This window comes from Natronorubrum marinum (genome assembly GCF_052040125.1).
Lineage (GTDB): Archaea > Halobacteriota > Halobacteria > Halobacteriales > Natrialbaceae > Natronorubrum.
Genome location: NZ_JBPPFV010000003.1, coordinates 248,081 through 267,883, shown reverse-complemented (window position 1 = coordinate 267,883; position 19,803 = coordinate 248,081). Strand labels below are relative to the sequence as shown.

Here is a 19,803-nt window from a genome sequence, read left to right as displayed (position 1 = left end):
TATCTGACTCTCAATCCGCACCCGCGTCGCTCGCCGCTCGGTTCGCCGCGACGATGGCCTGCTCGAGGTCGGCCAGGATGTCCTCAGGGTCCTCGATGCCGACCGACATTCGAATTAGATCGTCCGTCACGCCCGCTTCCGTCCGTTCTGCGGGCGTTAGCTGGCCGTGCGTCGTGCTCGCCGGATGGATCACGAGCGTCTTCGCGTCGCCGATGTTCGCGAGGAACTGGGCGACCTCGACGTTCTCGCAGAAGGCCTTGCCCGCCTCGAACCCGCCCTCGAGCCCGAAGGCGACCATCCCGCCGAAGTCGCTCAGGTAGCGCGAGGCGTTCTCGTGCGTCGGGTGGTCCTCGAGACCCGGCTGGGTGACCCAGGCGACGTCCTCGTGGTCCACCAGGTAATCGGCAACGATGGAGGCGTTCTCGCAGTGTTTTTCGACGCGCAAGGGCAGCGACTCGAGTCCCTGTAGCGTCTGCCAGGCGTCGAAAGGGGACTGCTGGTTGCCCAGACTCCGCAACGAGCGGAATCGGGCCGTTGCAGCGAACGGGGCGTCCGAAAAGTCCCGCGAGAAGTCGACGTCGTGGTAGGCGTGGTTCGGGCCGGCGATTTCGTCGTAGCCGTGCTCGCCCCACGGGAACGTGCCGCCGTCGACGAGGATGCCGCCGACGGTCGTCCCGGAGCCGTGGAGCCACTTGGTCGTCGACTCCCAGACGATGTCAGCGCCGTGCTCGAGGGGACGACAGAGCGCCGGCGTCGCGAACGTGTTGTCCACGATGAGGGGGACGCCGTTGTCGTGGGCGATCTCGGCGACGCGCTCGAAGTCGGGCGTCACGAGCGAGGGGTTGCCGATCGTCTCGACGTGGACGAACGCGGTGTCCTCGTCGATCGCTTCCTCGTAGGCGTCGTACTCGAGGGTCGGAACGAACGTCGGCTCGATGTTTCGCCGGGAGGCCGTCTTCGAGAAGTAGGCCGTCGTCCCGCCGTAGGTGTCGGTCGAACAGACCACGTTGTCGCCCGCCTCGGCGAGGATCAGCACGGCCGAGTCCAGCGCGGCCATCCCGCTCGCCGTCGCGACCGCGCCCGCGCCGCCCTCGAGGGAGGCGAGGCGATCCTCGAGGGTCGTGACGGTCGGATTGGCGATTCGAGAGTAGATGTAGCCGTCGTCCTCGAGGGCGTAGCGGTCGGCGGCGGTGTCGGCGTCGTCGAAGACGTAGGAGGTCGTCTGGTAGATCGGCGGGGCCATCGCGCCCGTCTCGGGGTCGGGCGATTGGCCGGCGTGTACGCTACGTGTCCCGAGACCGCGCTCGGGACAGGGGCGCTCGGTCCCGTCGCTCGCGTCGTCGCTCATGTTTAGTATGCATACTACTGCACGTTCTTATGCGTCTCAGTAACGGCAAAAACCGCAGCCGATTCGGTGGGATTGGCACGCGGAGCGGGGCCGTATTCGACGGCCGTCCGTCCGTCTGCCACGCGAGCGAGTCGCTCGATTCGTCGGTCGCCGATCGGTTATATCACCGCTCGTGGAGTACGTCGGCGGGAGGAGTTCAAATGTCGTCGCTACCCGTGTTACTGAAAACGGCGGTGTTCACCGTCGTCGTTCCGGGAACCGTCGTTGAGGGCATTCCCCGCGTGCTCGCCCGGTACGATCGCGAGTCGTCGACGCTCGACACCCGCGGAGCCAGGGTCGTCGGAGCCGTTTCGTTCGTCGCCGGCGCGCTGCTGTATCTCCACACCGCCTTGCGGTTCTCGAGCGAGGGCAACGGAACGCCCGCCCCGAGGGACGAACCGGACGAACTCGTCACCGGCGGCGTCTACCGCTACTCGCGAAATCCGATGTACGTCGGCGTGTTGTTGCTCGTCGTCGGACAGGCCGTCCGGTACAGGTCGGTTCACGTGCTCTGGTGGGGAGTCGTCTGCTGGCTCGGTTTTCACCGACGGATCATCGAGTTCGAAGAGCCACACCTGCGGGAGAAACACGGCGAGGCCTACGAAGCGTACTGTGACCGGGTTCCCCGCTGGCTGCCGACCGGACGGCCGGCAGAGACGTAGCGGCCCCACTCCGGTCGACCTCGCCGCGATCCGCGTGTACCGCCGCTCTCGAGCGAGTCGCGCGACGCTCGAACGGCGACCCTCGGCCACAGAGTCGAGCGTTACAGAACATCGAGGAGAAAGCCCGCGACTTCAGTCGTGGGATGAATCCGACAACCCACTACACAGTCCATCGTTCGATGGCATAGCAGGATATTCCACGCTGCGTAATCCATGCCTTCAAGTAGGTTTATCTACATAGGTTACGTATGGCGAAACAAGTCGTCACTCGCACCTACACTGCTTCCGTCAGGAATCATAAGCAGGTGTCCGATGATCTTGATTCGCTTGGATTCGCCGCCTCAAAACTCTGGAACGTCGGACGGTGGACAATCAGTCGCGTCTGGGATGAAATCGGCTACATCCCAGAACACGACGAACTCACCGCGTACCTGAAGTCGCACAAACGCTATGATGACCTGCATTCTCAGTCAAGCCAGCGAGTCCTTCAAGAACTCGCTGAGGCGTTCAACGGCTGGTACGGCAAACGACGCAACGGAGACACGAGAGCGAACCCGCCCGGCTACCGCAAACACGGCGACGATCATCCACGTTCGACGGTCACGTTCAAGAACAAAGGCTTCAAACTCGACACCAAATACAACCGCGTCCGACTATCCAAAGGGTCGAACCTCAAAGAATATTGGTCGGACTTCATCCTCTGCGAATACGAAACTCGACCCGACGTTGACCTCTCCACCGTGGAGAACGTCCAACAAGTCAGGGGCGTCTGGACGGGTGACGAGTGGGAACTCCACTTCGTGTGCAAAGTCGAAATTGAAGTGTCCGACACACCCGGTGAGAAGACCGTGGGTCTCGACCTCGGTATCAACAACTTCGCCGCCCTCGCCTACGAGGACGGCCACGCCGAGTTGTATCCGCTTAACTGCCTGAAGCAAGACGACTACTACTTCAGCAAACGCATTGCTCGGTGTGACGACACGGACTCCGAGCAAGCCACTCGGTTGAATCAGAACAAGTCGGCTCGCCGCACCCACTACTTCCACACGCTCTCCAAACACATCGTCCAACGGTGTGCGGACGAAGGTGTTGGAACGATCGTGGTGGGCGATCTCTCTGGTATTCGTGAGGACGAGGAGCACGATGAGGCGAAGAACTGGGGTAAACACGGGAACTTGGACTTGCATTCGTGGGCGTTCGACCGCTTCACCGACCTGTTGGCCTACAAAGCCGGGATGGAAGGCATCACGGTCGAGCAAGTGTCGGAACGGGATACGTCGAAGTTGTGTTCGTGCTGTGGTCGCAAGCGCGATACGAACCGCGTTGAACGTGGGTTATACGCCTGTGATGAGTGCGGTACGGTGGCGAACGCGGATGTGAACGGTGCTGAGAACATTCGACAGAAAGTATCTCCGAGTCTCGCCACGGATGGCGTTGATAGGAGTAACGGCTGGTTGGCACAGCCATCGACGTTCTTGTTTGACAAGGAAACTGGTGCGTTCGCACCTCGAGAACAGGTCACGTCGTAAACCACAATATCCCAACGGCGGTCGGGAATCCCACAACTTCAGTCGTGTGGAGGATGTCAACGTTGCAAGCCCAACCACTACTGCGGCGCGGGGCGGAGCCACGACCGTGCAGACAGTCTTCCACCTCATCGCGGCCGAGCCGGACCAGCAACGGACGGCGCTCACCATCGCCGAGAACCTCACGAAGGACGACTCCGTCGACGTGGACGACGTCGCCGTCGTCGCACAGGCCGACGGCATCGAACCGCTGACGGCGGGCGGCGAGGGCAGCGAGACGGTCGAGTCGATGCTCGAGCGCGGCATCTCGTTCAAGGCCTGTAGCAACACGCTCGATCTGAAGGATCTCACAGAATCGGACCTCGTCGACGGCGTCGAGACCGTCTCCTCCGGCGGCGGCGAACTCACGCGCTTACAGGACGACGGCTACGCCTACATCCGCCCCTGATCGAACCGACCGACGAACTCATTCGTGCTCGAGCGACCCGAGCAGCGTCCGCACGGCCCCCGATTCGGCCTCGTAGCCCCGAAACTGCGGATAGACCGCGACGGCGATCACGAAGTCGTCGCCGTGGGCGACGGGTTCGCTCACCTGTACGTAGACGTCCAGCGTCGTTCCAGCGGGGACCAGCCGTGCGCGGGCGGTGTAGCGGGTGACCGTCGTCTCGGTACCCAGTATCGAGAGGGACTCCTCGCCGACGCGTTCGACGTCCTCGAGTTGGTCGTACCGATCCTGAATCAGCGCGACGAGTTCGTCCGTCGAGTACTCGCCGACGGGGTTGAACGTCCGCCCGAGAAAGGACACCTGCGGCGTCGTGAGAACGGAGCAGACCGACGCCTGCAGGCGCGTCAACCCGATCGCGTCGAGCGAAACCGCGCGGTCGTACTCGGCGTACCAGTTGGTCACCGAGATCGAGCGCTCGAGGCCGAATCGACCGACCGTTCGCTCGACGACGACCTCCTCGACGGTGTGTTCGCTGTAGCCCGTCTCCTCGAGTACCGACGGGGAGACGACCGCTGGCATCGACGAGAGGGAGTCCTCGAGCGCACCGGAACAGCCGGCGATCGCTCCCGCACCGGCGGTCGCTCCCGCAGCAAGCACATCCCGGCGTGTGACTGTCATCGACTCATTCAGGTCAGCGACGAACGAAAGCGTATCGGTTCTCGGCGAACGCTATCAGGGAAGCGACTCGGCTGCGTCGCTGTCGCGAAAGTCGTGGGGGTGACGTGCTCGAACCCGCAAACGGCAACGTCTTCGCTCCATCCGGGACGAACGACTTGATAATCACGTAGTATCAAGGGTGAGGCGTGCACTCGAGTGACCGCGATCGGGTCGTCCTCGCTACCGTCGTCTTCGCCGTGCTGTTCTCCCAGTTACTGCTCTATCCGGGCGTCGGAACGCTCGTCGAGACGCTGGGGGCCGACGAGACGAGGTCGGCGTTCGCGGCGACCGAACTCGACGCGAGCATGTGGTTTCTCGTCGCCGAGTTCGCGGCATACGTCGCCTTCGTCGGGGTCTGGGGTCTCGCAAGCGACGTGACCGGACGACGAACGCCCTTCATCGTCGCCGGGGCGCTGGCCGGGGCCGCCGGCTACGCCGCGCTGGCCGCCGTTCCCGCGATCGGATCGATCCCGTTCGAGGGCGTTCTCGCCCTGCGAGTCTTCCAGGGCGCGATGACGATCGGGGCGTTCTCGCTGACGATGACCATGCTGATGGATCTCGAGGGCGGCCACGGCCGAAATATGGGTGCGGCGGGCATCGCCATCGGACTCGGCGCGGCTCTGGGCGCGCCGATCGGCGGCGGACTCACCGAACTCGATCCGATCGCGCCGCTGCTGGGCGCCACCGTCCTGCTCGTCTGCGTCGGCGCGCTGGTCACCCGCGTCGACGACCGCACGCCGGATAGTCGGCGAACCGCACGCGCGCTCCTCGAGGGCGTGCGAAAGCGGCCGACGCTTTCGATCCCCTACGCGTTCGGCTTCGTCGATCGGTTGACGGCGGGCTTTTTCGCGCTCGTCGGGACGCTCTACTTTCAGGAGGCGTTCGGCATCGGTCCAGCGACGACCGGGCTCTTGCTGGCCTGCTTTTTCGCGCCGTTCGCCCTGTTGCAGTACCCGATGGGCGCGCTGTCCGATCGAATCGGACGGACGATCCCGATCGTCGTCGGCTCGCTGTGTTACGGCATCGGGATCCTCGCCGTCGGCGCCGCCCCATCGGTCGCGACCGCGGCGACCGCGATGGTCGCCGTCGGCGTCCTCGGCGCGCTGGTCTCGCCGGCCACGATGGCGCTCGTCACCGATATCGCCGCCGAGAGCGAACGCGGGGTCGCGATGGCCGGTTTCAATATCGCCGGCAGCCTGGGCTTTCTCGGCGGCTTTCTCATCGGCGGCACCGTCGCGAGCGCGTACGGCTACGATCTCGCCTTCCTCGTCGTCGGAAGCCTCGAGATCGTGATCGCGCTGATCGCCGTTCCAATATTCTTGCGCTGGTCGGTCGGTCGAAACGATCGCCTCGGCCACGGTCGTATCTAATCGCCTTCACGTTCTTTCCGATCAGTCGCTGTCCGAGAACTACCAGCGAGATCACTGGTATGTAACCGCATGACAGCGTCACGATAGAGGGTATCAATTTTTATGTGCTCAACCCTAACCCTCGGTTGATGACGCGAGACAACGCAATTTCACGGCGAACCGCGCTGAAGCTCACCGGTGCGGCCGCAGCGACCGCACTGGTCGCCGGCTGTGGTGACGACGACGACAACGGCGGCAACGGGAACGGCGACGATGAAACCTTCTCGATCGACCCCGGAACGGACATCGTCTTCTTCGGGAACGCGAGCTACTGGGAAGGCAAAGAGCCGAGCGATATCGAGGGCGTCGAGAACCCGACGCTCGCCCTGCAGTCGGGCGAGACCTACAACATCGGCTGGGACGAAGGCGACGGGTCGGGCCACAACATCGAGATCTGGGACTCGGACGACGAACTCATCGAGGACTACGAGACGGAGATCACGGAAGAACCAGAGGACGAGATGCTCGAGATCGAAGTCACCGACGAGATGGCCTACTACGTCTGTGAGCCACACTCCGGCTCGATGCGCGGCGAGATCGAAGTCGAGTAGGGTGACGACGAAGACGAGTAACGACGTCACAACCTCGTCGTAACTCGCGCCGCGTGTCGACGGCGTTGAACCGATAGCATCATCGGGTATTTGTCTCGGCTTTTTTCGGCTCTGCGGGTCACTTTTTTGGCACAACCCACAGCGAGACCGCAGTCCGCGAATGCCTGATACCGCGTCGACTGAGAGGTGACAACGCGGCGGGGCTGCGGCTACAGCGGTTCGACCGACGGACGACCCGCTGGCCGGTCTCTCCGACGCCCCCTCGAGAGACCAGTTGGTTTTATGAACTGTGTCGGGAACGACTACGCATGCCAACTGCAGATCCGTTCACACGTCGAACACTGCTGTACGCCGTCGGTGCTGGGGTCGGAGCCGGAACGCTCGCGGGCTGTGTCGATCAGGCCGGGACCGACGACGAGCGCGGTGACGCGACCGAGGACGGGACGGACGACGACGCCGACGACGGGTCTCCCGATAACGGCGACCCCGGCGCGGAATCCGACGCCGACGAAAGCGACGCTGACGGCGGATCGGCCGACTCCGGAATCGGTCCCGGGACCGCCATTCGCTTCGACGCCCGAACCAGTGGGTGGGTCGGTCTCGAGCCACCGACGATCGACGGCGAGGAGAATCCGACGCTCCACCTCGAGGCGGGCGAGACGTACGACATCGGTTGGGTCAGCGGCGACGGACAGGGCCACAATATCGAGCTCTGGAATCGGGACGACGAAGTCGTCGACAACTACGAAACCGACCTAACCGACGACGGCGAACCCGCCGATCAGCGACTCGAGTTCGAGGCGAGCGAGGAACTGGCGTACTACGTGTGTGAGCCGCACAGCGGCACAATGCGCGGTGAGATCCGGACCGACGGGGCCGAACCCCCGGCGGACGACGGGGATCAGCACGACGACGATAGCGGGACCGAAACTGGCGACGCCGTCAGCATCGATCCCGGGACGACCATCGTCTTCGAGGGACAGGTGCAAGGCTGGGAGGGACTCGAGCCGACGGCGATCGAGGGCGTAACGAATCCGACGCTCGCCCTCGAGGAAGGCGAAACGTACCGGATCGGCTGGGAGGGGGGCGACGGCGTCCCCCACAACATCGAGCTTTGGGACCAGGACGACGAACTCGTCGACGACTACGAGACAGATATTACGGACGAGTCGGGCGACGACCAGTTCCTCGAGTTCGAGGCGAGCGAGGAGTTGGCATACTACGTCTGTGCGCCCCACGAGGCCATGATGCGCGGCGAACTGCTGCTCGAGTGATCGGTGGCGACGGGCGCGAAAGCAAGATGCGGCGAGAACTGCCAACGGGTGCGGCATCAAAAGTACCATACCGTCTCGCGACCCAGTAGCGCGTATCAGGTGGTTTTCGTGACCGAAAAACGCGAGTACAAAGACGAGTACCCCGACAAAACGCTGTATATTCCGGGACCGACCGAGGTCCGCGAGGACGTTCTCGAGGCGATGTGCGAGCCGATGTTCGGCCATCGCATGGACCGAATGACGGACCTCTATACGACCATCGTCGAGGATACGAAGGCGTTCCTCGGCACCGAGAACGAACTCGTGATCCTGACCGCGTCGGGAACGGAGTTCTGGGAAGCCTCGACGCTCAACCTCGTCGACGAGAGTATCCTCGTCCCAACCTGCGGGAGTTTCAGCGAGCGCCACGCGAACGTCGCCGAGCGACTCGGGAAGGACGTCGACCGCCTCGAGTACGAGTGGGGCGAAGCGATTAAACCCGACGACATCCGTGAGACTCTCGAGACGAGCGACAAACAGTACGACGTCGTCGCGACCGTCATGAACGAGAGTTCGACCGGCGTCCGCAACCCGATCGAGGAGATCGGCGATGTCGTCGCCGACTACCCGGACACGTGCTTCGTTGTCGACGCGGTTTCCGCACTTGGCGGCGACTACGTCGATATCGACGAACACAACATCGACGTCATCTTCGCTTCCACCCAGAAGGCCTTCGCCATGCCACCCGGACTCGCGGTCTGTGTCGTCAGCGACGCGGCCTACGAGCGCGAACTCGAGTCCGACTCGGCCTCGTGGTACGGCGGCTTCCAGCGCACGCTCGACTACTACGACCGGAAGGGCCAGACCCACTCCACGCCCGCGATACCGATCATGCTGGCCTACCGCAAGCAGATGAAATACATGCTCGAAGAGGGCCACGACGCCCGCCACGAGCGCCACCGGGAGATGGCCGAATACACCCGCGAGTGGGCCGACGAGCACTTCGCGATGTTCCCCGAGGCGGGCTACGAATCCCAGACGGTAGCCTGTATCGAGAACACCCAGGGGATCGACGTCGCCGACACCATCGAGACCGTCGACGAGGAGTACGGGATGGTCTTTTCGAACGGCTACGGCTCGCAGCTCGGCGAGAAAACGTTCCGAATCGGTCACATGGGCGAACACGACCTCGAGTCGATCAAGGAACTGACCGACGCCATCGAAGACGTCGCCGGACTGTAATCGTCGGTCGAAGCGTGTAGCGCAGTCGGTCAGAAGACCACTTTTCGCCGATCACTCCGGTCGTACCGCAACGGCAGCTACGAGAACAGCCGCCGGAGCCACTCGAAGAAGCTCGCGAGCAGGTCCGCGAGCCGTTCGACCACGGACCGGAGTCCGTCGAAGAATCCGCCGGCTCGATCCGTCTCGTGACTGCCACCGTCGGTCGCGCGCTCGTCGCCGACCGCGGCGCGGGCGTCGACGAGTCCGTCGCCCTCCGCACACGTACCGAGCACGTCCTCCGCCGTCTCGCCGAGGATCTCCCTGACCGCGTCGTTCGGTCCCGGTCCGGACTCCTCGCGGGTTTCCCAGACCAGCGCCGCGACGCCGGTGACGAACGGGCAGGCCATGCTCGTCCCGCTCGCCTGCGCGTACTGGTTGTCGATTGTGGTCGAGTTGATCTCCGTTCCCGGCGCCAGCAGGTCGACGGCCGAGCCGACGCTGCTGTAGGACGCCAACCGATCGTCCTCGTCCATCGCGGTGACCGCGACGACGTCGTCGTGCATCGCCGGGTGGGTCATCGTCTCCTCGTCGCAGGCGTCACCGCCGTCGTTCCCTTCGTTGCCGGCCGCACAGAGCAGGAGGTGCCCCGCGGAGTGTGCGGCCTCGATCGCGTCGTCCAGCGTGGAGCTCGATTCCTCGCCGCCGAGGCTCATCGAGATCAGTTCCACGTCGTTCGACATGCACCAGTCGATTCCGGCGATCAGTTCGCTGTACCGACCGGAGCCGTCGTCGCCGAGCACCTTCACCGCGTACAGGTTCGCTTCGGGAGCGACGCCGACGACGCCGCGGCCGTTGTCCGACGCACCCGCGATGCCGGCGACGTGCGTCCCGTGACCGTGGCGATCCTCGTAGTCGGTCGGTCCCCCGTCGCTGGTGAAGTTCCGTCCGCCGGCGACCGACAGGCTGCAGTGGTCCGACTCGATACCCGTGTCGAGAATCCCCACGTCGACGCCCGACCCGGACGGGGCGACGTCGTCGGCACCGATACGTTCGACGCCCCAGGACGGTCGCTGGTCGGGGTGGGTCGAACAGTCGGAGCGATCCGGCGGGTTCAGAATATCCGAGAGGGACGGCGACCAGTCCGAGGGGATCCTCGTCTCGTCGTCCTCTTCGACGAACGACACGCGACGGTCGCCGCGCAACTCGTCCAGGCTGTTCGACGGCACTTCCGCGACCACGAACTCGAAGTTGTCGAACCTGTGGAGTGTCGTCCCGCCGAGACCATCGACGACACCGAGTACCTCACCCAGCAGTCCGTCGCGCGGGTGGACGAACACCCTGCGGGTAGCAGTTGCTGACGAAGACGCAGACGCCGACGCAGATCCCGAGAGTCCGATCAGTCCCGCGGAGACGCCGACTCCGACACCCTGCAGGAGCTGGCGTCGACTGAGAGTCATGCGTACGTGAATGTAAATCTAAGAGATAAGCTTTCTGTACGATGCTCGTATTCGGGTAGTAGTCACGTACGCCCGCGTTCGCGTGGGCGTGAATGCGCTCGCTCTCGGTTCTCATCGGCTGATCTGCAAAGATCGTATAGACAAAACGACGGCCGTGAGTCCGCTCCGAGCGTTGCGAGGAGCGGACGAACCGGGGAAGGGCAGGCCGCTGCGCAGAGAATTTGCGGTACAGCCGGTGAAACATCCACCAGTGTTCTATCAGCGAGCGAGCGGTTCGAAGAACCCGAGCGATGCTGTTCACCGCGAGCAGCCGTTAGGCTGCGAGCGGGCCGACGACTGATGTGGAGGCCACGGAGTGGCCGGAACGGAAGGAGGAGTGCTTTTGATCGAAACTGAGCGGGATCTTCGATCCCGCGAGGTCCAAAAGAGCGCGAAGCGCTCTTTTGAGGATTTTACCGAGTGACAGCGGGCTGTGCGACAGCTACGCTGTCGTCAGCCCGCAAGAACGCAGCGTAAAATTTCGTTTTACTGGATATGGCCTTCCTGCCGAAGCTGGTCGGCCTCGCTCTTCTCGTAGCGCCAGGTGATGTCGGCCTTCTCGTCCTGCCAGTCCCACGGCTCGACGAGGACGACGTCGTCCTCGCGGATCCAGATGCGCTTTTGCATCTTGCCGGGGATCCGCGCAGTGCGCTCCTGACCGTCGGCACACCGTACTTTCACCCGATTCGCCCCGAGCATGTTGGTGACGGTCGCGAACACCTCGTCGTCCTCCGGCATCCGGAGGTTCTTCCGACCGCCCGAGCCGTCGTCGCTCATACGTCGTGGTTCGGAGCCGAGCGGTTTAATGTTTTATCGATTTTGCGAGCGCGTTCACGCGCCGGCAGTGACTCTCGAGGCCGGGAAACCACGCCGTTTATTTTCCTCCGCTCGGCACTCCTGCGTATGTTGCAGAATCTCGGACCGCTGGGAATCGTCGGTCTCGTTATCGTGCTCGCCGGAATCGGACTCATCGCCTACGAGAGTCTCCTGATCGCCGCCGGGATGGCGATGGTCCTCGCCGGGCTCGGACTGGTCGTCAAGGCGCTGATCTCGGGACTGCTCCAGAGCTTCGGGATGTTCTGACGAACGAGAGCCGACGCTGCGATTGCGCTCCGAACTATTTTGTCACTTCGGCGACTCTATAGTGGCATGGGATACGCGCTCCACTACTACGACCTGGTGTTGGTCTGTATCGCCGCGAGCCTCGGTCTCGGAGCGGGAATCGGCTACGCGACGCCGGTCGCGATCGAGCTCTCGATCGCCGCGCTGGGAATCGTGGCGATCGGCTTCATCGCGCACGCGCTGTTCGTCAACGGGCCGGTCGACGAACCGGAGGATCTGACCGAGGAGGTCGCGGTCGAAGCGGTGCCGCAGGTGCTCTCACCGGTCAACACGGCGGACTGAGCGGTGAGCTGAGAGACCGCGGCTGCGATATCAGACTTCGTTGTCGCCGGCTCGGTGTTCGCTGATGAGTTGGTCGACCATCGACGCCTTGCGGTTTCGCTCGCGCTCTTCGGCTCGCTCGTGCCAGTCGTCGATAACGGCCTCGACGTCGTCCTCGCGGGCGACGGCCAGTTCGTCGACCTCCTGCATGGCGACGTCGTCGGCCGGCCCGACCGGGATCTCCTCGTCGAAGAGGATCTCGTCGGCGATCTCCGAGAGCCCGCCTTGCTTCAGGACGACTCTCGGCTCGAAGCCCGCGAGGAGGTCCGCCGTCGATTTCCCGGCCCCGCTCGCGTCCCGAACGAAGACGACGTCGCCGGCGGCGATGCCGTACTGTTCGTCGGCCTCGCGGATCGCCCCCTTCGTGAACTTCTCGATCACCTTGACGGGGACCAGCCCCTCCTTTTTCGCCGAGACGTCGCTGAAGTTCGAGTGATCGAGCTTCCAGAGCGCCTTCATCCGTTCGACTTTACCCTCGAGATCTTTGACCGCCTCGCGAGCCTCGTCGCGCTCGCGCTCGAGGCGGTTCGCCTTCCGCTCGAGCCGATTCACCTCTCGGTCCGTGCGAACCTGCGTGCGTTCCTCTCGGCGTGCGAGACTGAGTTTCGACTCGAGTTCGTCGATCCGATCGTCGCGGTCCTCGATGCGGCCCTCGAGCGTCCCGACGTGTGACTGGAGGCGGTCGACCTGTCGCTCGAGATCCTTGATCCGTTGTTCCTCCTCGGTGAGTTCGCGGGGTTCGTGTTCCGTCGACTCCGCTTCGGGCTCCTCGTCGTCGTCCAGATCCCGGAGGACAGCCTCGACGCTCTCCTCGCCTGCGACGACGCGAGCGGTCACCTCGCCGCGATCGAGTCCCGGCGGGAGTTTGTCGGCGATGCGCTCGAACTGATCCTCGTGGTCGTCGACGGCGTAGAGGGCAGCGGCCATTGCGTCCCGTTGGTGGTCGTCGTCGTAGGGCTCCTCGCGCGTCCGGTGCTGTTTCTCGTCGATCGGCAGATCGCTCGTCGGCGTCCAGCGCGCGGCGTCGAAGCTCCGGCGGAACTTCTCGACGGTTTCGGGGATCGGCGTCACGTCCGCCGCGACGATGATCGGCCGACCGCGCTCGACGATCCACTCGATCACGTCGGCGGTGTCGCTGGTACGCGAACTCCAGACGTCGAGCACCTCGCCCTCGAGCGAGACGATCGCGACGGCGGTCGTCGTCCCCGGATCGATCCCGACGACGACGTGGTCCCGGCGTTTGACGAGCGGCCGGAACTCGATGCCGTCCCGCCGTTCGCGTTCGATTTCGACGCGGACGTCGCCCGCGCGGTTGCGCGAGACGGGGATGTCCTGCGGCCGGGCCTGAACGGTGAAGACGGCGTTCGCGAAGCCGCCGTAGGCCTCGCGGACGTCCGTTTCGTACTCGAGGTTTTCGTCCTCGAGTTCGGATTCGACTTCGCGGGCTCGTTTCCTGACCGAGCCGTGAATGCGGCGGGTAAAGCGGTCTTCGCTCCAGCCCCCGCTGCCGGTCGAACGCCCCCTCGAGACCTTGACTTCCGTGGTATCCGTAAAGGCCGACACCTCGTGGCCGACGTTGTGGGCGGCCAGTCGGGCCGCGGCCTCGGCTTCCTGCATCGGATCTTTCCCGTAGGGAATGCCGTGGCGTTTCGCGACGCGGGAGAGCGGTTCGGGCTGTTCCGCTCCCGTCACCTGGACGAGTTTCGTTCCGGAGGGAAGCGAGCCCAAAAAGTGGATGAGCTGGTCCTTGTCGGCAGCCAACTCGTACATGTTGTCCGTCGCGATGATCGCCGGCTCCTCGTCCTCGATCAGTCGTCGGAGTTTGCGGTGGGAGACGACATCCCGACTCACGTCCTCGCCGTCGTAGACGACGAGCGCGTACGACGGAGCGTCACCCCGCACGTCACCGCTCTGAATATCGACGCCGAAGACGACCGCATCGAGGGCACTCGTTCGCGTACTCACGGCCGGCTCTAGGGGCGAGTCGGTGATAAATCCGGCGCGGGTTCGTGCCAGCCGTCGCGAGACGAGCGCTGATAGCGACTGTTCCGACTCGAGCGGGGACGCTCGCTCGAGACCGCCGGACCACAAAAGATTTGACAACACATTATCCTTCTTCGATGAACGAAGCAACCGGGTGACGTACGTATGTCAGACAGCGACCCCACGCGCGCTGACTCGAGGCCGTCCAGACGCCGACTCCTCCGGGGCGTCGGTGCCGCCGCCAGCAGCGTCGCCGTCGGGCTGTCGGGCTGTCTCGCGGGACACGGCATCGGCGGAGAGGAGTGCAACGGCCACACGATCGAGTCCGAAGCCGATCTCGAGGGCGCGGACCTGTCGGGCTGTGATCTGTCGGGTGCCGACCTCTCGAAGGCGACGCTGACGAACGCGGACCTCCGCGGAGGAAACCTCAGCGAGGCGGATCTCTTTCTCGCGACGTTCGAGGGTGCGGATCTCAGGGACGCGGACCTCAGGGACGCGACGGTCCTGATCGGCGCGCTCACGAACGCGAACATCACCGGTGTGAACCTCTCCGGTATCGATCTCTCGAGCGTGACGCTCTCCGGCGAGGAACTCGCCGACGTGAGCCTCGCCGACGCCGATCTCACGGGGGTCGACCTCTCGGAGACGGATCTCTCGAGGGCAGATCTCTCGGGTGCGGAAGTAGTCGATGCGAACCTCGAGGACGCCACCCTCTCCGAGGCCAACCTGTCCGGTGCGGATCTGACCGACGCAACCCTCCCGAACGCCGACCTCTCCGATGCGAATCTCGCGGATGCCGATCTGACCGACGCCATCTTTCCGACCGTCGACCTCTCGGGCGCGGACCTCACGGGAGCCGATCTAACGAGTTCGTATCCGGTCGGTGCGGATCTCACCGACGCCGACCTCACCGGTGCGACGTGGCTCGACGGCACCGAGTGCGAGACGGCGGACTGTGGAGGCTATGTCGACCGGCTCTGACTGATTCTAATGGAAACAGCGAGAGTTTTACGGGTCGGAAACGACACGCCAGGGATGAGTACCGGTCGAAACTGTGGCGCGGGCCCACCATCGAGTCGCGCGCCGATTGGCTCATACGGATTACCGTAACGATTTACCGGCGCAACCGTCGTCCGGATCGCGGTTGCGCCGGAAATGACTTACAGTAAACCGTATCACGCGTCGGGGTACGAAATCTCGAGTTCGTCCCCGTCGTCCGGGAGGAACACCTCGCCCTCGAACACCTCGCGGGCCTGCTCGAGGTGGTCCCCGACGTGGCCCGCGTACCGAGAGGAGAGGTGCACCAGAGCGAGGCGGTCCGCTCCCGCGCGATTCGCTATTTCTGCGGCCTGCCGGGCCGTCGAGTGGGCCGTCTTCGCGGCCCGGTCGATCCGGTCGTCGGCGAACGTCGCGTCGTGGATCAACAGATCGGGTTCGTCCGCGACTTCGATCGTCGCCGTCATCGGTCGCGTGTCGCCGGTGTAGACGACCGACCGGCCGGGGCGGGGCTCGCCGACGACCTGGTCGGGGTCGACGACGGTGCCGTCCTCGAGTTCGACGGACTCGCCGGCGTGGAGTTTCGAGAACTTCGGGCCGACCGGAACGCCGAGCTCCTCGGCGCGGTCGCGGTCGAAGCGACCCTTGCGGTCGTCCTCGACGAGGGCGTAGCCCACCGACCGAGCGTCGTGGTCCGTCTCGAAGACGCGAATCTCGTACTCGTCGGCGCGATAGGCGACGTCGCCGTCGCCGACTTCGTCGATCCGCACCGGAAACGAGGGGCGGTTGCTGAGCGCGTTCACCAGCGACTTCAGCTGGCGGCGCGTGCCCTGGGGCGCGTGAATCGCCAGCCGTTCCTCGCGGTCGTTGAAGGCCATCGTCTGGAGCAGTCCGGGAATGCCGAGGACGTGGTCGCCGTGGAGGTGCGTGACGAACAGGTGCGAGATCGAGAATCCGGTGCCGAATCGCATCAGTTGGCGCTGGGTTCCCTCGCCGGCGTCGAACAGCAACTGCTCGCCCTCTCGAGCGACGAAGATACTGCTCGGGTTTCGCTCCGTCGTCGGAATCGCCCCGGCCGTCCCCAGAAACGTCACGCGCAGTGGCATCGATTGCTGTTCGGTCCGGGAGGAGTATACGGCCTTCGGATCGCGTCGATATCGAACTGTGAGACTGTTTTCAACGAACTGCAATTACCGGAGGGGGCGAATCACCTCGACGTTTTACATCGATGGACCGTGAAACGACTCGTAATGGCGTCCGCGATCGACCGGGAATCGTTCCGCGACAGCCACCACAGGTAGCCTCCATGAGCGCCAAATCGACACTGGGAACCATCAAACGCGTCGGCGCGATCCTGATCGCGATCGCGATCGTACTCGCCGCGGGAATCGTCGTCGGACAGGCCCCCGCCATCTTCGGCGTCGAGAACGACCCCGAAGCATCAATCGAGTTCGAGGATCAGCAAGGCGACGGCGAGAGCGTCGAGATCGGCGAAGTTACCCTCTCGGACGGCGGCTTCGTCGTCATCACCGACGGCGGTGACGAGCCGCTCGCCGTCTCCGACTATCTCGAGTCGGGCACCCACGAGAACGTGACAATCGAGCGCGGGGAAGACGCCGAGGCGGAGCTCGTCGGACAGCTCACCGCGACGGTCCACCAGGATACGACCGGCGACGGCTACGCCTACGAGGAGACCGAAGGCGAGGAGGATCGACCCTACCTCGAGAACGGGTTCCCCGTCTCGGACACGGCGTCGGTGACGACGACCGTGGACGACGACGCGCTCTCGGACTCGTTCACCGTCGACTCGATCGACGCCCCCGCCGCGGCGACCACGAACGAGACGATCGAGATCACCGCCGAGATCACCAACCCGACGGAGCTCCAGACCCAACAGAACGTCGAGTTCCGCCTCGGCGGCACCGTTCTCGAGCAACAGGTGCTCGAACTGGACGGCGACGAGACCCGCGAGGTAACCTTCCAGATCGACACGGTCGGCGCGCCGCCGGGCGAGCAGCCGATCGGCGTCTACACCGACGCCGACGGCGCCGTCACGACCATCGCCCTCGAGTTCCACACCGATCCCGCGGTCGAGGTGGTCGACGCGAGCGAGGCAAACGTTACGACCGACGTCGCGATCCCCGTCGACGGCTTCGTCGGGATCGAAGCCGAGAACGGCAGCCTCGTCGGAACGAGCGACGACCTCGATCCCGGCGAACACAGCAACGTCACGGCCGAGTTCGACGAGGATGTCGAGGTCGACGACGAGGAACTCACCGCAGCCCTCTACGAGGGCGAGTCGGATGACGACGAGCCGACCCCGTTCGAGGACGATGACGGCGAGCGCGTCGAAACGACGTTCACGATCGCGGATGCCGCACAAGAGGAGGACACCGAGGGCGAAGCGAGCGAAACCGAAACGTAGCACACGACGAGCAACCGACCGATTCTTACCCGCCCCGTTCCTACCGACTGGCGATGGACGCGCCGCTGTGGACCGACACCCACGCCCCCGAGCTGGCCGAGTTGCCACAGGACGACGCTCGAGAGTACTTAGAGCGTGCCGTCGACGAGCCGATCAACCTCCTCCTGCAGGGGCCACCCGGCAGCGGGAAGACGGCCGCGGCGCGCGCACTCGCCCGGCAAGCGCATACGGACCCGGATAACGACCTGATCGAGATCAACGTCGCCGACTTCTTCGGCCGGACGAAGACCGAGATCAAGAACGATCCGCGCTTCGAGCAGTTCCTCGTCGGCCGCTCCTCGATGTCCAAACGGGACATGATCAACCACGTCTTAAAGGAGTCGGCGAGCTACGCCTCCGTCTCCGGCGAGTACAAGACGATCCTGCTGGACAACGCCGAGGACGTCCGCGAGGACTTCCAGCAGGCGCTGCGTCGGATCATGGAGCAACACCACCGGACGACGCAGTTTATCATCGCCACCCGCCAGCCCACCAAGCTCATCCCGCCGATCCGCTCGCGGTGTTTCCCCGTCTCCTTCCGGGCGCCCTCGAGTCGCGAAATCGTGACCGTTCTCGAGCGAATCGTCGCAGCTGAGGGGGTCGACTACGAGGACGACGGCCTCGAGTTCGTCGCGGGCTACGCGAACGGGAACCTCCGACAGGCCATTCTGGCCGCCCAGACGACCGTCGAGGATGAGGGCGAGCTGACGATGCAGGCGGCCTACGAGACGATCGGGGAGGTCGGGCTCGAGGACGAGATCGAGGCGATGCTCGACGACGCCGAAGCGGGACGGTTCACGGACGCTCGCAAAGCGCTGGACGACCTGCTCGTCGACGAGGGACTCGACGGCGAGGAAGTCGTCGACTCGATTCTCGGCGTCGCCCGCAAACGATACCAGGGCGAGAAACTGGCCCGGATGCACCGACTGGCCGCCGACATCGAATTCGAGATGCACGAGGGCTCGAGCGATCGAATTCACGTCTCGCATCTGTTGGCTGAGCTGGGACGGAACGCCTGAGCACCCCGTCCCCTCGGCGTAACGGGTGCGAGATCGGAAACCGAAGCTCGACGGCGTGTGAGATTACAGCGGAAAATCAGCAGGGGTGAATCCACGCAAATCGGCCGGAATCCGTACTCTACAACGTTTTATCCATCGTATAGTAATCAGCAACAGTGTGTTCAGATCGAATACGGATGAACGACTCGTTCGACACGCTATACGGGGCGCTGAACCGACTCGACGAGGTAACCGATCCGATCTACCTCGACGAGGAGGAGGAGGAACACTTCGACGCGTGTCTGTACGCACTGGACAAGATGGCCGAATCGGCCATGGAAGCGGACGCCCTCGGCGAAGCACACCGGCATCGAACACTCCGACTCGAGATGGCGGACGCACGGCAACGGGGAGAAACCGTGGAGGTTCGACGCTCCGATGCGCTCCGACTATCGGTCGCGCTCCGCCGGTACCGCGAACGACTTCGCGACCGCGGTTACGTGGTCAGCGCCGCGGTCCTCGAGCGGACCGTACACGTCATCGACGAGAAACTCGAGGAGACGACCACCGAGACGACGAACGAACGCTGACGGACCGTTCGTGACCACGCCGATGCACGAGTCGGCGGAGATATTCGAGCGAGAGACGCGAGTCGGCGGGCAAAGTCGAACGAAAGACGCGAGTCAGCGAAGGGAGTCGAGCGAGAGACGGGAGTTCCCAGGAATCGCCGCGTGAGACGTGCGGTTCAGTCCGTGTTTTCTTCACCCCCTCCTGCGAAGAAGGTCGTATGCCGACCATTCTCGAGACGCACATTCAGAACCGATTTCGCGTCCAGCCGAATCACGCGAACAACAACGACACGCTCCACGGCGGCAACCTGATGAAGTGGTTGGACGAGGTCGGTGCCATGTCGGCGATGCGCTTCGCCGGCGAGACCTGCGTCACCGCCCGCGTCAACGAACTCGACTTCGAGCGACCGATCGGGATCGGCGACACCGCGTTGGTCGAGGCCTTCGTCTACGACGTGGGTCGGACGAGCGTCCACGTCGGTTTGCGGGCGTGGCGCGAAGAGCCGAGAAGCGGCGAGACCGAACGGACGACCGAATCCTCGTTTACGTTCGTCGCGATCGACGAGGACGGATCCACCGTTCCCGTTCCGGAACTGACGGTCGGTTCCGATCGAGGCAGAGCGCTTCGCGAACGGATGCTCGACGTCGAAGACGGCACGTAGTCGGCGAGACAGCCGGACGAC

20 protein-coding genes are annotated in these 19,803 nt (G+C 64.2%); 14 read left to right on the top strand and 6 right to left on the bottom strand.

The window, feature by feature from the left end:
- Positions 1–10: 10 nt before the first annotated feature.
- A complete protein-coding gene (locus tag ACSFC5_RS17580) occupies positions 11–1,348 on the bottom strand; it encodes an O-acetylhomoserine aminocarboxypropyltransferase/cysteine synthase family protein (RefSeq protein ID WP_440766545.1) in 1,338 nt (445 codons plus the stop codon).
- A 200-nt stretch (positions 1,349–1,548) separates the two neighbouring features.
- Between ACSFC5_RS17580 and ACSFC5_RS17575 the strand changes: the two genes are divergently transcribed.
- The 3 genes from ACSFC5_RS17575 (at position 1,549) to ACSFC5_RS17565 (ending at position 4,023) form a co-directional block, all read left to right on the top strand.
- Positions 1,549–2,049 (top strand): methyltransferase family protein, encoded by a 501-nt coding sequence (locus tag ACSFC5_RS17575; RefSeq protein WP_440766544.1) that lies wholly within the window; start codon positions 1,549–1,551, stop codon positions 2,047–2,049.
- A 248-nt stretch (positions 2,050–2,297) separates the two neighbouring features.
- Positions 2,298–3,578, top strand: a complete 1,281-nt coding sequence (locus ACSFC5_RS17570; RefSeq protein WP_440766543.1) for an RNA-guided endonuclease InsQ/TnpB family protein — start codon at positions 2,298–2,300, stop codon at positions 3,576–3,578.
- Between the two features lie 106 nt (positions 3,579–3,684).
- A complete protein-coding gene (locus ACSFC5_RS17565; RefSeq protein WP_006092750.1) occupies positions 3,685–4,023 on the top strand; it encodes a DsrE family protein in 339 nt (112 codons plus the stop codon).
- Positions 4,024–4,041: 18 nt separating this feature from the next.
- On the opposite strand, the gene ACSFC5_RS17560 is transcribed toward ACSFC5_RS17565, so the two are convergent.
- Positions 4,042–4,698: a DUF6517 family protein gene (locus ACSFC5_RS17560; RefSeq protein ID WP_440766542.1), complete on the bottom strand. Its 657-nt coding sequence runs from the start codon at positions 4,696–4,698 to the stop codon at positions 4,042–4,044.
- Between the two features lie 185 nt (positions 4,699–4,883).
- Between ACSFC5_RS17560 and ACSFC5_RS17555 the strand changes: the two genes are divergently transcribed.
- The 4 genes from ACSFC5_RS17555 (at position 4,884) to ACSFC5_RS17540 (ending at position 9,192) form a co-directional block, all read left to right on the top strand.
- The gene (locus ACSFC5_RS17555; protein WP_440766541.1) at positions 4,884–6,107 is read left to right on the top strand and encodes an MFS transporter; all 1,224 of its coding nucleotides are present in this window, start codon (positions 4,884–4,886) and stop codon (positions 6,105–6,107) included.
- A gap of 128 nt (positions 6,108–6,235) precedes the next feature.
- Positions 6,236–6,697: a plastocyanin/azurin family copper-binding protein gene (locus tag ACSFC5_RS17550; protein ID WP_440766540.1), complete on the top strand. Its 462-nt coding sequence runs from the start codon at positions 6,236–6,238 to the stop codon at positions 6,695–6,697.
- A gap of 308 nt (positions 6,698–7,005) precedes the next feature.
- Entirely contained in the window at positions 7,006–7,971 is a 966-nt protein-coding gene (locus ACSFC5_RS17545) for a plastocyanin/azurin family copper-binding protein (RefSeq protein ID WP_440766539.1), read from the top strand.
- 108 nt (positions 7,972–8,079) lie between these two features.
- Positions 8,080–9,192 (top strand): pyridoxal-phosphate-dependent aminotransferase family protein, encoded by a 1,113-nt coding sequence (locus ACSFC5_RS17540; protein ID WP_440766538.1) that lies wholly within the window; start codon positions 8,080–8,082, stop codon positions 9,190–9,192.
- A 77-nt stretch (positions 9,193–9,269) separates the two neighbouring features.
- Here the strand turns inward: ACSFC5_RS17540 and ACSFC5_RS17535 are convergent, their stop codons facing one another.
- Together ACSFC5_RS17535 and eif1A are read right to left on the bottom strand one after the other, a co-directional pair.
- Positions 9,270–10,628 (bottom strand): S8 family peptidase, encoded by a 1,359-nt coding sequence (locus tag ACSFC5_RS17535; RefSeq protein WP_440766537.1) that lies wholly within the window; start codon positions 10,626–10,628, stop codon positions 9,270–9,272.
- 525 nt (positions 10,629–11,153) lie between these two features.
- Positions 11,154–11,444, bottom strand: a complete 291-nt coding sequence (eif1A, locus tag ACSFC5_RS17530) for a translation initiation factor eIF-1A (protein WP_440766536.1) — start codon at positions 11,442–11,444, stop codon at positions 11,154–11,156.
- A gap of 126 nt (positions 11,445–11,570) precedes the next feature.
- On the opposite strand from eif1A, the gene ACSFC5_RS17525 reads away from it, so the two are divergent.
- Both ACSFC5_RS17525 and ACSFC5_RS17520 read left to right on the top strand, forming a co-directional pair.
- Positions 11,571–11,750 carry a DUF7470 family protein gene (locus ACSFC5_RS17525; RefSeq protein WP_440766535.1) on the top strand — a complete coding sequence of 60 codons (180 nt, stop codon included), beginning with the start codon at positions 11,571–11,573 and terminating at the stop codon, positions 11,748–11,750.
- Between the two features lie 66 nt (positions 11,751–11,816).
- Positions 11,817–12,071 (top strand): DUF8015 family protein, encoded by a 255-nt coding sequence (locus ACSFC5_RS17520; protein ID WP_440766534.1) that lies wholly within the window; start codon positions 11,817–11,819, stop codon positions 12,069–12,071.
- Between the two features lie 30 nt (positions 12,072–12,101).
- Here the strand turns inward: ACSFC5_RS17520 and ACSFC5_RS17515 are convergent, their stop codons facing one another.
- The gene (locus tag ACSFC5_RS17515; protein WP_440766533.1) at positions 12,102–14,075 is read right to left on the bottom strand and encodes a DUF460 domain-containing protein; all 1,974 of its coding nucleotides are present in this window, start codon (positions 14,073–14,075) and stop codon (positions 12,102–12,104) included.
- A 183-nt stretch (positions 14,076–14,258) separates the two neighbouring features.
- Between ACSFC5_RS17515 and ACSFC5_RS17510 the strand changes: the two genes are divergently transcribed.
- The gene (locus ACSFC5_RS17510) at positions 14,259–15,074 is read left to right on the top strand and encodes a pentapeptide repeat-containing protein (RefSeq protein WP_440766532.1); all 816 of its coding nucleotides are present in this window, start codon (positions 14,259–14,261) and stop codon (positions 15,072–15,074) included.
- Between the two features lie 194 nt (positions 15,075–15,268).
- Here ACSFC5_RS17510 and rnz read toward each other — a convergent pair whose 3' ends face one another.
- On the bottom strand, positions 15,269–16,195 hold the full coding sequence (gene rnz / locus ACSFC5_RS17505) for a ribonuclease Z (RefSeq protein WP_440766531.1): 927 nt from the start codon (positions 16,193–16,195) through the stop codon (positions 15,269–15,271).
- A gap of 200 nt (positions 16,196–16,395) precedes the next feature.
- Here rnz and ACSFC5_RS17500 point away from each other — a divergent pair, with 200 nt between their 5' ends.
- The 4 genes from ACSFC5_RS17500 to ACSFC5_RS17485 all read left to right on the top strand — a co-directional run bounded on the left by ACSFC5_RS17500 (position 16,396) and on the right by ACSFC5_RS17485 (position 19,782).
- Entirely contained in the window at positions 16,396–17,514 is a 1,119-nt protein-coding gene (locus ACSFC5_RS17500; RefSeq protein WP_440766530.1) for a DUF7282 domain-containing protein, read from the top strand.
- A 53-nt stretch (positions 17,515–17,567) separates the two neighbouring features.
- Positions 17,568–18,572: an AAA family ATPase gene (locus ACSFC5_RS17495; RefSeq protein ID WP_440766529.1), complete on the top strand. Its 1,005-nt coding sequence runs from the start codon at positions 17,568–17,570 to the stop codon at positions 18,570–18,572.
- A gap of 155 nt (positions 18,573–18,727) precedes the next feature.
- Positions 18,728–19,141: a hypothetical protein gene (locus ACSFC5_RS17490; protein ID WP_440766528.1), complete on the top strand. Its 414-nt coding sequence runs from the start codon at positions 18,728–18,730 to the stop codon at positions 19,139–19,141.
- 197 nt (positions 19,142–19,338) lie between these two features.
- Complete coding sequence (locus ACSFC5_RS17485) at positions 19,339–19,782, top strand: acyl-CoA thioesterase (protein ID WP_440766527.1); 444 nt, start codon at positions 19,339–19,341, stop codon at positions 19,780–19,782.
- Positions 19,783–19,803 lie beyond the last annotated feature (21 nt).